At 64.2% G+C, this 14,216-nt stretch carries 12 protein-coding genes; 4 read left to right on the top strand and 8 right to left on the bottom strand.

The window, feature by feature from the left end; genetic code table 11:
- Window positions 1-21: 21 nt before the first annotated feature.
- Both ACYP01_RS27220 and ACYP01_RS27215 read right to left on the bottom strand, forming a co-directional pair.
- Window positions 22-3,276 carry an arabinosyltransferase domain-containing protein gene (locus tag ACYP01_RS27220; protein ID WP_007731809.1) on the bottom strand — a complete coding sequence of 1,085 codons (3,255 nt, stop codon included), beginning with the start codon at window positions 3,274-3,276 and terminating at the stop codon, window positions 22-24.
- A gap of 82 nt (window positions 3,277-3,358) precedes the next feature.
- On the bottom strand, window positions 3,359-3,628 hold the full coding sequence (locus ACYP01_RS27215) for a helix-turn-helix domain-containing protein (RefSeq protein ID WP_003943854.1): 270 nt from the start codon (window positions 3,626-3,628) through the stop codon (window positions 3,359-3,361).
- Between the two features lie 49 nt (window positions 3,629-3,677).
- Between ACYP01_RS27215 and map the strand changes: the two genes are divergently transcribed.
- Window positions 3,678-4,442: a type I methionyl aminopeptidase gene (gene map, locus ACYP01_RS27210; protein WP_063315966.1), complete on the top strand. Its 765-nt coding sequence runs from the start codon at window positions 3,678-3,680 to the stop codon at window positions 4,440-4,442.
- 9 nt (window positions 4,443-4,451) lie between these two features.
- Here map and ACYP01_RS27205 read toward each other — a convergent pair whose 3' ends face one another.
- A complete protein-coding gene (locus tag ACYP01_RS27205; protein ID WP_204855073.1) occupies window positions 4,452-6,284 on the bottom strand; it encodes a glycosyl transferase in 1,833 nt (610 codons plus the stop codon).
- 334 nt (window positions 6,285-6,618) lie between these two features.
- Between ACYP01_RS27205 and ACYP01_RS27200 the strand changes: the two genes are divergently transcribed.
- Window positions 6,619-7,290, top strand: coding sequence for an MspA family porin (locus ACYP01_RS27200; RefSeq protein ID WP_231915108.1), 672 nt, complete (start codon window positions 6,619-6,621; stop codon window positions 7,288-7,290).
- Window positions 7,291-7,311: 21 nt separating this feature from the next.
- Here ACYP01_RS27200 and ACYP01_RS27195 read toward each other — a convergent pair whose 3' ends face one another.
- From ACYP01_RS27195 to ACYP01_RS27175, 5 genes are all read right to left on the bottom strand, one after another.
- Complete coding sequence (locus ACYP01_RS27195) at window positions 7,312-7,944, bottom strand: hypothetical protein (RefSeq protein ID WP_459683146.1); 633 nt, start codon at window positions 7,942-7,944, stop codon at window positions 7,312-7,314.
- A 99-nt stretch (window positions 7,945-8,043) separates the two neighbouring features.
- Entirely contained in the window at window positions 8,044-8,652 is a 609-nt protein-coding gene (locus tag ACYP01_RS27190; protein WP_459683145.1) for a TetR family transcriptional regulator, read from the bottom strand.
- A 73-nt stretch (window positions 8,653-8,725) separates the two neighbouring features.
- Window positions 8,726-10,579: a galactan 5-O-arabinofuranosyltransferase gene (locus ACYP01_RS27185; protein WP_054188738.1), complete on the bottom strand. Its 1,854-nt coding sequence runs from the start codon at window positions 10,577-10,579 to the stop codon at window positions 8,726-8,728.
- A gap of 90 nt (window positions 10,580-10,669) precedes the next feature.
- Window positions 10,670-11,431: a decaprenylphospho-beta-D-erythro-pentofuranosid-2-ulose 2-reductase gene (locus ACYP01_RS27180; RefSeq protein ID WP_007731800.1), complete on the bottom strand. Its 762-nt coding sequence runs from the start codon at window positions 11,429-11,431 to the stop codon at window positions 10,670-10,672.
- On the bottom strand, window positions 11,428-12,861 hold the full coding sequence (locus ACYP01_RS27175) for an FAD-binding protein (protein ID WP_459683144.1): 1,434 nt from the start codon (window positions 12,859-12,861) through the stop codon (window positions 11,428-11,430). Before ACYP01_RS27175 ends, ACYP01_RS27180 begins: the two co-directional genes overlap by 4 nt.
- Window positions 12,862-12,924: 63 nt before the next feature.
- Between ACYP01_RS27175 and ACYP01_RS27170 the strand changes: the two genes are divergently transcribed.
- Window positions 12,925-13,401 carry a GtrA family protein gene (locus tag ACYP01_RS27170; RefSeq protein ID WP_073513418.1) on the top strand — a complete coding sequence of 159 codons (477 nt, stop codon included), beginning with the start codon at window positions 12,925-12,927 and terminating at the stop codon, window positions 13,399-13,401.
- Between the two features lie 54 nt (window positions 13,402-13,455).
- A partial coding sequence (locus ACYP01_RS27165) for a PIN domain-containing protein (RefSeq protein ID WP_459683143.1) occupies window positions 13,456-14,216 on the top strand: 761 nt, incomplete at its 3' end.

Here is a 14,216-nt window from a genome sequence, read left to right as displayed (position 1 = left end):
TGGTAGGTCCACGCGTAACAGTTACGACTGGTAACGAATCGGGCCCGGTGTCCAGGTGCCCGATCGGGTCTCTGTGGTGACGTTCATTTGCGCGGGAACCGCGTCCGAATCGAGCGGTGTGTACTGCTCGAGCGATCCCCAGTCACGATCCCAGTCGTTGTCCAGATAGGTCGGCAATGCCCTGGCCGAGAGCAGTTCGGTAGTCCAGCCGAGCGGTCCGCCGCCGTAGTGGTCCTGCCAGGCGTTGGTGGACTCCGCGCCGATGCGGTCGGGCAGGATGCGCCAGTCGGGGATCTCGGCGACGCCGTACAGGTGATCCACCGGACGTTGGCACGGGAAGGCCAGACCGACAGCCCAGTCCATCAGCACGGGATCGGTGGATCCGACGACGTCCTGCAGCGTGCGCATGGTCGGCACTCGTGGCGGTGTGACCGCCAGCCACTGGTCGGCGCTGATGTCGGTGTCACTGGCCACCAGACGCACGGTGTCGGCGTCGGCGGGCAGCTGATCCATCGGAACGCGCAGGTTGCGCCACGACGGCGACGGGCCGATGTCGATCGGATCGACACGTCCCAGTGCGTCGACGCTCCCGTCGGCCTGCTTCTTGCCGTACTCGACCTGCAGCACTGCGCCGGGGGTGACGATGCCGTCGGAGTTGACGTAGCGGATGCGTCCGGCGGCCGCGACGGTCAGGAGCGGTGCGGCGTCGTTGCGCTCGGGGAGTGAATACCAACCGGTGGTCAGTGACGCGTTCTGAGGTGCTCCGTAACTACCGAGCACCGGGGTTTTTGCGGGGTCGAGCCCGAACGGGAGCGCGACGTTGCTGCCGTTGACGCCGGCCGTCGACTGCGAGCCACCGGCGGTGCCGGATCCGGTTCCCGGCGTGGTGGTGCCGGACTGCGAGGTCGAGGTGTCGAGGCTGTTTGCACTGCCTGCCGTCGAGTCTTCTGCGTCGGCCGTGAGGTCGCCTGCAACCCCGTCCGGCGAGAACCCGGTTGATTCGCTCGCACCGAATGCACCTGCGCCGGCGAGATCGGTGGGCCGATCCGTCAATTGCAGAACGCCGGCGTTCGGATCGGACTCGACGAGTACCTCACCCGCGAGACCGCAGCTTCCGCCGAAGACGGATTCGATGTTGGACTTGCCGATCGAATACGCGGGGTACTGCGCGACCGCGCCCTTGAGCAGGGACAGCACCTCGAACAGCACGACCGCTCCGGCCGCGATGGTCAACGGTGACGGGGCGAGAAGGCGGAGTCGCCTGGTCTTCTTGACGCTGTCCTCTGTGCCGTTTCGCCGGCGCGGCTCCATGACGTGGTACCACGCGGCCAGCAGCAGCGCGAGAATCGTGAGGCCGAGGAAGGCCGTCGAGAATCCCTTGCCGGCGATTGACGGCGGCTTGTCCCACCACGGGACGCCGTAACTCGAGACGTACCACCAGCCGTTGGAGCTCGTGAACGCCACAGCGAGGATGAACAGGATGCCCGCGGCGAACAGCGCGCGGTTTCGTTTGGAACGCATGCTCGACGCACTCACACCGACGGCGGCAAGGACGGCCACCGTGGCGGCCAGACCGGCGTAGACACCGAAGTGGTGAGTCCACTTGGTGGGGGTGAACTGCATCAGGAGCAGCGACGCGAACACGATCCCGAGGATTCGGCGCGAGGGCCCGATAGCGGTGCCCGGGATCCGGCCCTTGCGCAGGATCATCATGACGCAGAAGACGAGTCCGACGATCATGACGAACATGCCGAAGCGGCGGGCCAGTGAGCCGTCGGGGGAGATGGTCATCAGTGCGTCCCAACGCAACCGTTCCTCGAACCACGGAACGTTCGGCCCGACGGCCGTTCGCACTCTGGTCGATTCGAGAACTGTCGCGAGGGTTTGATCTGCGAAGACCGCGACGAGCACCACGGTTCCGGCGGCGAGAATCGGCATGATCTGGGACAGGAAGCCGACGCGTTTGCCGCGGGCGATCAGGATCTGCAGGATCGGCCTGGCTCCGGCGATCAGCGCGCCGATGGCGATCAGCCCGGAAGGCCCGGCGGCCAGCGAGAATGCGGCGATCAGCACGGCCATCGCGGCGGGCAACAGACGTCCGGTGGCGATGGCGCGTTCGATGGAGCACCACGTGAGCAGAGCGCCGAGGGCGATGATGGGCTCGGGACGCAGGCCGTTGTTGTACGGCAGCCAGAAGGCGAGGAACACGAGCCCGCCGGTCCAGATGGCAACCTTGTTGCGGCGCACCGCAACACCGAGTCGCGGTATCACCTCGCGGCTGATCACCATCCAGCACAGAATGCCGGCGATCAGCGCGGGCAGGCGCATCCACATGCTCGCGGTGCTGACCTTCGCGAACAGCGCCAGCACGTCGTAGTACCAACCGAACGGCGCTTCGGGGACTCCGAACCAGCGGAAGTAATTGGCCATGTACCCGGAGTGCTCCGAGACTCGGGCCATGCCGAGCAGGTAACCGTCGTCGGAAGTGTTGGCGCCGAACACATGCCACAGCGCCAGCGTGCCGATAACCAGGGCGTCGATGCCGGTGAACTTCCACCATCGCGCCGGCAGGAACCGCCGCGCACGACGGCCGTCGACGCCGTCGATCCGGTGCAGTGCGTACAGCGAGACGATGGTCGAGAGTGCCGCCACGATCATCGCGAACAGTTTGAGAAGTGTGGGGCTGGACGAGAACCGCGAGTCGACGTCCATGTGGGCGGACAGTCCGGCGGGCGCTGCGCCCTGCAGGTCGGTGAAGATGCCGACAACCTGTGGGCGGTAGTCACCGGTCAGGGTGGTGCCGACGCCGTCGATTCCGGTGACCGCCGCGACGGTCTGCTCGGAGTTGGTCGTGATGGTGATCGCCGTGCACCCGCTCAGTTGATCGAGCGGGGTCGAGATCAATACCGAATCGCGGGTGAGTGCTTCGAGGCGGTCGGCAGTGGTGCGGACGGTGAGGCCGCGGGCGTTTCGGTCCGGCGCCCCGTTCGGCATGGTCGAGAGCAGTGTGCCGCCGCTGCCGCCCAACTGGCCGAGAGTGGAACAGGGGATGCTGATGTCGAGCGATGTGGGCGAGTAGGAGATAAGCGGCGACGAAACGCTGTTGACGGTCCCACCCTGCGGCCAGTCGATGCTCGCGGCTTCCTGCTTGACGGGCAGGAAGGGCGTCGCGAGTGCAAGAAGCAGGCCAAGAAGGCCGGTGACTATCGCGATGAGTCGTGCCGTCCGGACTCGCTGGGAATCCGATTCTCGGGGAGCTTCGGGGCCAGTGGGCACGGGTTTCGGGGGCACTACTACTTCAGACGGCACAAGGAACGATGTTAGGCGAGTGTGGGCCCGCACATCCTGAGAGAACTACTCAGGATGCAACTTCCTGTTCGGATTGTGGTGTTTCAAGTGTTCGGGCAATGGTGTCGAGTGAAATACCCAACACTTCCGCGACCGCGCTGATGGTGAAGAAGGCGGGTGTCGCGATGCGTCCGGTTTCGATCTTGCGCAGCGTTTCGACCGAGATGCCGGCATCGAGCGCTACCTGAACCATGCTTCGGTCTCCCCGTGCCGATCGCAGGAGTTCACCCAGTCGTAGTCCTCGTTCGAGTTCTTCCGCCGTCAGCGGTACGCGCACCATGTGCTTATAGTAATACCGGTATAGTTATTCGACAAGGAAGGTGTTCGAAATGGTCGAAATCAAGACCGCAGGGGAAATCGACGCGATGGCGGCGGCTGGGAGAATCACGGCGCAGGCTCTGGCTGCGGCGCGTGAGGCGGCAAGCGTCGGGGTGACGTTGCTCGAATTGGACGCCGTTGCCGCGGAGGTTATTTCGGCGGCCGGCGCCTCGGCGCTGTTCTTGAACTACCGGCCGGCAACGGCACCGACGCCGTTCCCAGGCGCCATCTGTGCGAGTGTGAACGATGCTGTGGTGCACGGTATCCCGAATGAGTACCGGCTTCGCGACGGTGACCTGGTCAGCATCGACTGCGGCGCGAGACTCGACGGTTGGTGTGGTGACTCCGCCATCAGCTTCACTGTCGGGCGGGGGAGCAGTGAGGATCAGGCACTGATCGACGCGACCGATGAGGCACTTGCCCGTGGCATTGCCGCTGCCCAGCCCGGAAACCGATTGGGCGACATCGGTGCCGCGATCGGACAGTACGCGCGCGGCCTCGGATACGGAATGCTCGCCGATCACGGTGGGCACGGCATCGGCCGCGAGATGCACGAAGGCCCGGACGTGCCCAACGAAGGCCGAGCAGGCAAAGGCTTCCGGCTACGGCCCGGCCTGGTCATCGCCATCGAACCGATGCTCATCGCCGACGGAACCGACGACTACCGGCACGACGCCGACGGGTGGACCCTTCGCACCGTTTCGGGCGCCAGGGCTGCGCACAGTGAGCACACGGTCGCGATCACCGAAGACGGTCCGGTGATCATGACCCGCTGATCAACCCGCTCAGCTCTGGTTGGAGGTCTTGCCGCTCACGAGGTCTCGTACGTCCCACACCCACACGTCGTCGACGCGCTTGGCGTCGAAGCCGACCAGCTCGTCGACCGTGTGGCGCAGGGCGTCGTCGCCGGAGAATCGGGGAAGCACCAGTACGTCGGCGTGCCAGTACCGCAGGTCGGTCAGTGCGTTCGCTCTGGTGCCCACGTCGATCAACGGGACCTTGCCGGTTTGTTTGGCATTGACCAGCAGGGTCGAGGTGGGCCGGGACTCGGCGCCGTAGATTCCGGCGCGGGTCTTCGAATCCGGGCCGACGAAGTACCCGCCGGCGATGGGGAAGCCGAAGTCGGCGTCGACCTGCCAGCTCAGTGCGCGGGCGTCTTCGGCGCTCGCGACGGGAACCGTCACCAGGGTGCCGTCGCTGACGTAGTTCTCCCACGAGCCGCTGGTGATGAATTCGGGCGTCGCAGATCGCTGATCGGCGTCGATGGGGGTCGGGATCAGGGGAATCATCGCGACGGCGAGTGCCACCAGCCAGACACCGGCGGCCGTGCGGCGCGGTCCACGAAGTTCGACAAAAGCGCGGTAGGTGCCGAGGGTGAGCAACAGTCCGATCGCCGGAATCGCGCCCATCGCGAATCGGGATTCGAGCACCGATTCGAACAACGGCAAGTCTGCGAGGAGTTTCCACGGCAGGGTGATGCCGGTCTTGTCACCGTCGATGGTCAGTTCGGAACCGAGCGAGAGCACACCCATCACCACGATCACGGCGGCGGCAGCGCGGGTCAGACGGATGCGCCACAGCCACACCGTTGCACCGAGAAGCAGGAGCACCAGCGGCCATCCGAAGTACGCGTTCTCCTCGGTCGGGTTCATTCGGAACTCCGCGCCCTCGGGGTCGCCCGCAACCGATTCGGTCGGGAACGTGGTGAGTGCAGCGGTGTCGTTGCCGGCCTGACCGTGTGAGACGCCGTCGTAGCTCGCTGGGCCGAAGAACTGCGACCACAGCGGCACCGCAGTGATCAGGAGTGTGACCGCGCCGCCGATCACGAGGCCGGGCATCGCGCGCTTGATCGCCTGGCGCGACTTGGCCAGGCCGGGCAGTGCATAGGCGGCGCCGAACACCATGGCTGACATCGTGAAGATGAGGAGCGGTTCTTCGCCGAGGAAGATCTGCCAGGCGACGAGTAGGCCGAGGACGATTCCGTCGCGAACCGGACGCTTGCCGTTCGAAATGCGCACTACCTGCAAGAATATGAACGGAAGTACGAAGAACGCGACGAAGTTCGGGTGGCCGTTGGCATGCGAGATCATGGCGGGCGCAAATCCGCAGAACCCCGCTCCGACGGCGGCGGCGACCTTGGAGCGGACGGAGACTCCGGTCAGTACGTGCCGCGAGAATGCCCAGTACCAAGCGATGGCGGTGCCGCCGAGGCCGGCGGTCAGCCCGATCGCATACGTGGCGGTCGGTCCGAAGATCAGCGTGATCGGGGCCAACGGGATACTGATGCCGAACATCGCGGTATTGGCCATCAGGTTCACGCCGAGTGGATAATTCTGCAGGTCACTGAACAGTGGGCTGCGGAACTGGGCGAGGGCGTGAGCGGTATCGGCGAAGAACCATTCCCACATGGCCTGGTCGCGGCCCGCGTTGAACAGATAGCCGGACTGCAGATCGCTCCACAGGTTGGACATCACGTAGATCGCCGCGACGGTGAACGTCGCCATGATCGCGAGGTCGACCAGACGACCGCGCTGGACGACCGAGCGCCGCACTGCTGAACGGACTCGCCCTGGACGTGCTTCTTCGAGCAGTTGGACGTCGGGCAAGGTCTCGGTCATGCAGTCGGTGCCTTTCGGTTCTGGCGCCCATCCCTGAAGTGGCGATCTCAGAAGTTCGGGGTGGCCTACTTAGGTCTCGATTCGATAACTTCCACTGTCAGAGTAACGAACAAAACGGTTCGCGTCCGCGAGCGGGCGCAGTCAGCGGGACAAACCGGTCCGCCCGACTTGTCCGGAAAGTAATGTTTTCGTGCACCGTTTGACGGGTTCGTGACCGGGGTATCGCAACAAGGATCTTGCTCGCGTTTGTTCAGGCAGCCCCGACGAATCCCATCCTCGACGAAGAGTTGGAACCTACGTCCGGGGCCTATACCGGATGGGATGGTGCTTGTGCATGTCGAAGACAGCAGTTCGCAGTAGCGCAGTGGGGGCAGTGGCCCTGTTGGCCGTTGTCCTGGGGGGTGGGACGGCGTCGGCAGGCGTCGACAACACCAGTTCGATCACCGACGTCAAAGGAAATCGGATAGAAGTCTTCCAGGCTGATACCGCTATCCACGTCTTTCCGCCTCTCGACAGCTCACCGCTGAGCGTCGAGTTCTTCCACGACGGGGTTGCCGGCGTGAAGATCGACGGCCCGGATGCAGCAAGTTTCACCGGAACGAAGCTGACGATCGGTTATCAGATCGGTTACCCGATCGCGCTGACCGGTGCGACGGTCGTTCTCAACAGTCCCGGTCTCGACTGGGCGATCGACAGTGGCACCGACATCGGCATCGGACTCATCCCAGACCCGGCACTGGGCGTGGACTTCACGAATCACGTCATTCTCGGCGGGGACATCATTCCGTCGCAGGAACTTGACGTCGATCTGGCGCCCGGCGGAATCACCGACGTCGCGCTGCTCGAGGATCAGACATTCGACGGTCCCGAGGCCGCTGTCCGTCTGTCCGGAGTTCACGGTTACGTACAGGGAGCAATCGGGCCGGTGACCATCAGGCCGTACGCGAAGGCTGTCACGTCGAATGGCGATACCGTCGTCACTTACGGTGTACCGCAGAGGCTTTAGCGAAAGCGGATGCTCCCGCCGTCACGCTGCAACAGCGTGATGGTGGGAGTTTTCCGTGTTCCGTGTGGTCGAATCGGCGCCACGAATCGGCGAAGCGTCTGCCCAGTGGGCACTACGGGAAACACTGACGAGTTTCGCGACCAACCGTGCCGCGATCCACACGAGGTACACGGCGGTGATCAGAAGCAGAAGTGCCCAGTCGTGCGCGAAGAATCCGACAATCCCGCCGATCGTGAACGCGAGGGCGACGAAGACGACCCGTCCGCCCACGTCGGTCTCGACCAGATACTCGGGTTCGATCGGATCGTCGGGTTCACTCGATTCATTGACGTCCTCGGATGACTCGTCCCTGGACTTCTCGTGGTGTTCGGTCGGGATCTCGAGTAGCTCGCCCCATTCGAGTACCGCAACGGTGTGTGCGGTGTCGGTCGGGATCGCGCGGTAGTCGCGGGACTCGGACACGTCGATGAGAGCCCTTGCCAGAGTGAGTACTTCGATGCGATTGCGAATCGCGACGCTCAACACTTCATGGAAGGCCTGCTCGCGCCCGAACGGTTTGCCGCGCGCAATGACCAGAACATGTTCTGCGGAATCGAGAACTGCACGATGCGGTACAAGCTCGCGGCTTTGCGCAACGAGTTCGCTCACTGTCATCACCTACCCCGCCGGTGGTTGATGCGGCCGTTTGCTCGACTGCGCTTGGAGGGGCTGAGTACCCCGGCAGTTTCGGAAACAAACTCGCCGGACAGCGTGTCAGATTTGCGCAGCCGGGGCCGAGAGTGCTCCGAGGCAACTTTCGATCAGGTCGGCAACAATCACGTGAGCACGTTCTCGGCTGTCGACGCGACCCTCCCACGTGGCAAAAGTGACGACGGTGAGCACGGTCAGAGTTGCCGCCCGAAGTTCGGCGATCTCTGCCGGTAACGAGGACGCAGCGACTATCCGCCGCTGAACTTCGCGGAAACTCTCGGCCTGCATGTGATCACGGATGGTCGACGACATGGCCGGGTCGAAGATCGACTGCACCAGGAACCGTGCGTACAACGTGCCCTCGCGGTAGATGGTCTGTTCCGCCAACGGCAGGACGAGAGCCTCGATGAGGGCACGCATCATCGGTGGATTCGCGTCGAGATCGATCGTGTCGAGCAACTCACGACGACGCTCACCGGCAGGTCGCATTCTGGACTCGACGACGGCCGCCAGCAAACCTTCACGTGACCCGAAGTGATACTGCGCAGCCGATTTGTTGGCCTGCCCGGCTTCGGTCTGAACATCACGAAGAGTCAGAGCGGCCAGACCTCGCTCGGCAACCAGACGCTCGGCTGCATCGATCATCGCCGCTCGGGCATCGGTTCGGGGCACGGTATGAAGTTAGGGGTGCGTCGGGGTCGCGTCAACGACCCCGACGGTAAGCCTTTTGTGACGTATCTCCTGGTTAGATTGCGTCAGAGCGGGTAACGACCACAAACGGCCCCTGCTCGGTCACGGTGAAACGAGGATCGTCGAACAGTTCCTTGGGGAACGTGACCGTGTAGCGGCGGACGTTCGGGTCGTTGGGGTAGACGTCCTCTGCCAACCGCAGCGTGTACCCGTCGGCGCCCTGGCGGAAGACGAAGGCGTCGGGGCTGCGCCACGGCGCCGAGTCCAGCGCAGCTATCAGTTCGTCAGGCGTCTTCAGTTCCGACCACTGCTCGATCAGCGCAGCGCGCGCACGGAAATCGGCGAGCGGGTTCGCGTAGTGCGACGTCAGTCCTTGAAAGCCGAAGTACGGGTAGAAGCTGAGGAAGCCGATGTCGGCAGTGAGGACCACCGTGTCATGGGGTTCGCGTCCCAACTGCTCGCGAATGATCCGGTCGATGTCGGCATAATTGGCTTCGGCACCCGGGGGTCGCTTGTCCCCGCGCTCGCCGTTGCCGTCGGTATCGCTGTATGCCACAGCGATATCCGGCGCCAGCACCTGCGGGATGTTCTGCGCGAAGGCGATGGCTCCGATGACACCGAGTGCAACCAGTACCGCTTTGACGCGAGGATTTTCGCTGGTGGCCAGCACGATCCAACCGGCGAACTCGAAGAAACCGAACACACCGGCGGCGGCAAGGAGTCCGATCAGGACCGGCTCCAGTCGGAAACCGAGGAGCGTACTGCCGGCGACGGTGAACGTCATGGACAGCAATGCCCACAGGTACACGGCAATGACACCGATACCGAGTGCTCGGGCGCGGCGGGAGAACAGGAACCGCGAAATCAGCCAGATCGTGCCGAGTAGGCACAGCCCACCGACGAGGGTGAAGCTCAGCATCGGGAAGGGCAGTACCGCACCGGAATCGGGGAGGTAGTGCATTGCGGTGCCGGACTCTGCGGTGGCACCGGAGAGTGCCTTCAGCAGGTACGGCGTCCAGACGGTCAGAGCCACCAGGCCGGAGATCACCGCGATCACGGCGAGCCTGACGAGGGGTCCCAGTGCGGCTTTCCACGTGTTCTGGGCGCGTGCGGCAAGTACTGCGGCAACCAAGGCCATCAGAGTCACTGCGAACGCGGCGAATCCGAGATAGAGCGTGTAGACCGTTGCGGCGAGACCGAGGAACAGGCCCGTCCCGAGTATTGCGCCGGCTCCGGCAAATCGAGATGCCCCCGGCCGGTCCAATGCGCCCCACGCGAGGATCAGCACCGGCGGGATCAGGAGGTTGATGACGGCGCCGTACGCCTCGGGGGAGTTGTACGCCAACACGACGGCAGTGACGGCCAATGCCGCGACGACGGCCCAATCGCGTCGAATCAGCTTGGTCCACAACACGAGTGCAACGACGGCGACGACAGCCAACGAGCCGATCGCATAAGGCTTGAAGGCTTCCCAGCCGTCCATTCCCAGCAGGTTCGCGACGCGTCCACCGATCCAGAACCAGCCGGCCGGGTAGAACGGCGGCAGATCCACGTACGTCATGTCCTGCAGCGCAGCAGAATCCGTCAGTCGGGTCAGGTACTCGGTCCGGAACTGCTGATCGACCGAGACGCCGTGCAGATACAGACTCGTCGCGGCCAGGGGAAGTCCGAGCGTCGTGGTGACGAAGCCGGAGAGCCCGGCCCACGAGAGGAGTTTTGCGACCCGCTCGGCCTTGCGGGCACGGAACATCAGAACCGCAACACCGACCACTGCGATGCAGAGCACCTGCAGCACCGTCGTGACGGCCTGCGTGACATTGGAAGAGGTGAACGCCGGCCACTGCACTCGGCCGAAAGCAAAGAGCCCGACAGCGGCTACAACAGCGGCGACCAGCGCTCCGAGGGCCATTTCCACCACCGTCGCCGCGGCATTACGCCACGGCGACGGGGTCGAAAGGTCTGTACTCGGAGCAGTTGTTGTTTCTGGCACGGGAGGAGCTTAAACCGGCAACTTCCGGAAGATCGGGCGCGGCACGTGGCGAAGACCCATCATGACGAAGCGCCACGGGCCGGGAGTCCAGACGATTTCCTTGCCCTTGTCCGAGGCGGCAACAGCGAGCTTCGCGACGATGTCCTTGTTGACCGTCAGCGGAGCTTCCTTGACGTGGGCACTGAACTGCGTGCGCACCATGCCGGGGCGAACGACGGTGACCTGCGGTCCGAATTCCGCGAGAGCCTCGCCGAGTCCGAGGTAGAAACCGTCGAGGCCCGCCTTGGTGGATCCGTAGACGAAGTTGGCACGCTTGACGCGCTCGCCGGCAACCGACGACATCGCGATGATCTTGCCGAAGCCCTGAGCCTTCATCTTCTCGCCGAGAAGAACACCGACCGAGACGGAAGCGGTGTAGTTGACGTTTGCCACCAGAACGGCCTTGCGCTGGTTCTGCCACAGCTCTTCGGAGTCACCGTCCAGTGCGAAGGCGACGATGGCGACGTCGACGTCACCGTTCGAGAACGCCTGGTCGATCACCTTCGGGTGCGATTCGAAATCAACGGCGTCGAAGTCGATGAGTTCCACCGAGGTGGCGCCCTTGGCTTCGAGCTGTTTGACCGCAGCTTCGCGTCCCGGATCGCCGGGGAGTGCCGCCAGAACGACGCGGAGCGGCGCCTTCTTCAGGTACTCCTCACAGATGGCGAGGCCGATCTCGGAGGTTCCACCGAGAAGCAAAACGGTTTGCGGGTTACCTACAGCGTTGATCACAGTTCCAGCCTTCTGGACATATCGGAGGCGAAAACGCCTGTGGGGTCGTACTTGCGGCGCGTCGCGATCCACTCGTCGATGCGCGGGTACATGGCGTGGAAGGTTTCCGCGGACGTCCGCGAGTCCTTGGCCGTGTACAGGCGTCCGCCGAATTCGAGGACACGCTTGTCGAGTTCGGTGACGAACTCGTTCAGGCCCGGCCTGATGCGGAAGTCGACGCAGATGTTCCAGCCCGGGATCGGGAAGCTCAGCGGCGCCTGATTGCCTTCGCCGAAGAGCTTGAACACGTTGAGGAACGAGTAGTGCCCGCTGCGCTGGATGTCGACGATGATCTTCTTGAACTCGTCGACGGCCTCCGGCGGAACCACGAACTGGTACTGCAGGAATCCGTTGGATCCGTACGCGCGGTTCCACTCACCGAACATGTCGAGCGGGTGGTAGAACTGCGTCAGATTCTGGACCTTGCCGCGATACTTGCCGGACTTGCGGAACCAGACCTCACCGATCGCGGTGAAGTTGAACTTGTTGGCCAGCCCGTTCGGGAAGACGTCGGGGAACGTCAGCAACTGCGGTGCGTCGAAGGCGAGCGGGTTCTTCTGCAGCTTGGCCGGAAGCTGGTCGAGCTTCGCCAATGACCCGCGCGAGACTGCCGCCCGGCCGAGCTTCGGGGGCGCGGAAATCGCGTCGAACCACGCGCTCGAATACTCGTAGTTGGCCTCACTGCCGTCGCTGTGCAGCGCGATGGTCTCGTCGAGGCTGTTGGTGACGTCGCCGTCGGCGATGAAGTACGCCGTCTCCGTCGGTGTCATCTTGATGGTTGCCCGCAAGATGATGCCCGTCAGGCCCATGCCGCCGATCGTGGCCCAGAACAGTGCGGCCTTCGGGTCGTTGCGCCCGCCCTTGGGGGTGAGCGTGCGAACCTTGCCGTCGGCCGTCAGCAGATCCAACGACACGACGTGGTTGCCGAAGCTGCCCGCGCTGTGGTGGTTCTTGCCGTGGATATCCGAGCCGATGGCGCCGCCGATCGTGACCTGACGAGTACCCGGCAGGACCGGAACCCACAGGCCGAACGGCAGAGCAGCCTTCATCAGCTGATCCAGATTTACGCCGGCGTCGACGTCCACCAGAGCGGTGTCGCGATCGATGCGGTGAATGCGGCTGAGGGCATTCATGTCGATGACCAGGCCGCCGGCGTTCTGCGCTGGATCACCGTACGAGCGGCCGAGGCCGCGCGCGATGACGCCGCGTCGCAGATGCGAGGGCTTGGAATCGTTCTGTTCCGCAACCTGGGCGACCGCGTTGGCGATCACTTCCACGTCGGGGGTGGACAGCACCTGTGCAGTGGTGGCGGCGGTGCGTCCCCAACCGGTGAGGGTGCGGGCTTGGGTGTGGAGAGCCGGCTGCGGCGTCTCTTCTGCTGTCGTGGACATCAAGGTAGAGGTTACCTGGGAGTAGTGCCGACGGCTCCGACTCGAGTGGTTACTCTCGTCGTCGTGCCCGAAACACCTGCAAGTCACCAGCACGAACCCCACGTCCCGCTGCCCGTCGAGATTCCTGTCACGACGGACATCGCCGACGACGCGTTGGACCTGAAAACGCAGATCGTCCGGTTCGTCGCGACGGGTGGGCTGTCGGCGGTCGTGGACTACGGGCTGTATGCATTCCTGTTCAAGGTCGTCGGCCTCGATCTGAGCGTGGCCAAGTCGATCAGCTTTATCGCCGGCACTACGACGGCGTATCTGATCAACCGGCGGTGGACGTTCAAGGCCGAGCCTTCTCGCGCCCGCTTCATCGCTGTTGTCGTGCTGTACGCGGTCACTTTTGCGGTTCAGGTCGGGCTCAACGCGCTGATGGTGCATGTGCTCGCCGACGAGTGGTGGCGCATGCCGCTGGCCTTCGTCATCGCGCAGGGCACCGCGACGGTCATCAACTTCATCGTTCAGCGGGCAGTGATCTTCAAGATCAAGTAACGGTTCGGGGTGGATTAGCGCATTCGTCCGGTTTCTCGAGAGAGAATCGAGCCCATGATCATCGTTCTCGATTCTTCGGCCCTGACCAGGGGTGCACGGTTCGACACTGCCGTCGCCGACGCTCGCGCACTCGGACACCGCGTCGTCGTGCCGCGGTTGGTTGTCCTCGAGGTTGCGAGTCGCTACCGCGAGGAATCGGCGGAGATGATCGCGGCCCTGAGCGTCCAGGCGCGCATGTACGACCGACTGGGGTTGCGGCGCGACCTTACGAGGTTCGTCGACGCTGCTCACGACAAGGCCGACGGCTACGTCGACGACGTGATCGAAGACCTCGTGGCGATCGGCGTCGAAGTGGTCGATCCAGTCGACGTGTCGCATGTCGAGGTGGCCGAGAGGGCGATCTCGCTGCGTCGGCCCTATACCGACAAGAAGAAGCGAGACGGATATCCGGCGACGCTGAACTGGCTGACCGTGCTCGATCTCGCCGACCGCAACCCGGGCGTCGACGTCATCTGGGTGAGCTCCGACGCACGGGCATACGGCGACGGCGAAGACGGGGTCTGGCACGGCGATCTCGCGCGTGAGCTGGCGTCGCGCGGTCTGGAGTATCGGGTCCGCTGGGCGTCGGACATCCCGGTGATCGACGGACCGGTGCAGGTGGAGCAGGTGGCGGAGGTCGAGGAAGCCGCTGAGGTCGCGCCCGAGGCCCCGGTTGCTCAGGGCTTCGTGGAGCCGGAAGCGGTGGTTCCAGCCGAGGTTCCCGAACCCGCGGCACCTGCAGCAGCCCCCGCCCCCAAGCCTGTTCAGCGCGCAGC

The organism is Rhodococcus sp. no. 34, from assembly GCF_054589475.1.
Note: the sequence above shows the minus strand (reverse complement) of the source record. Positions and strands in the feature narration are given on the sequence as shown.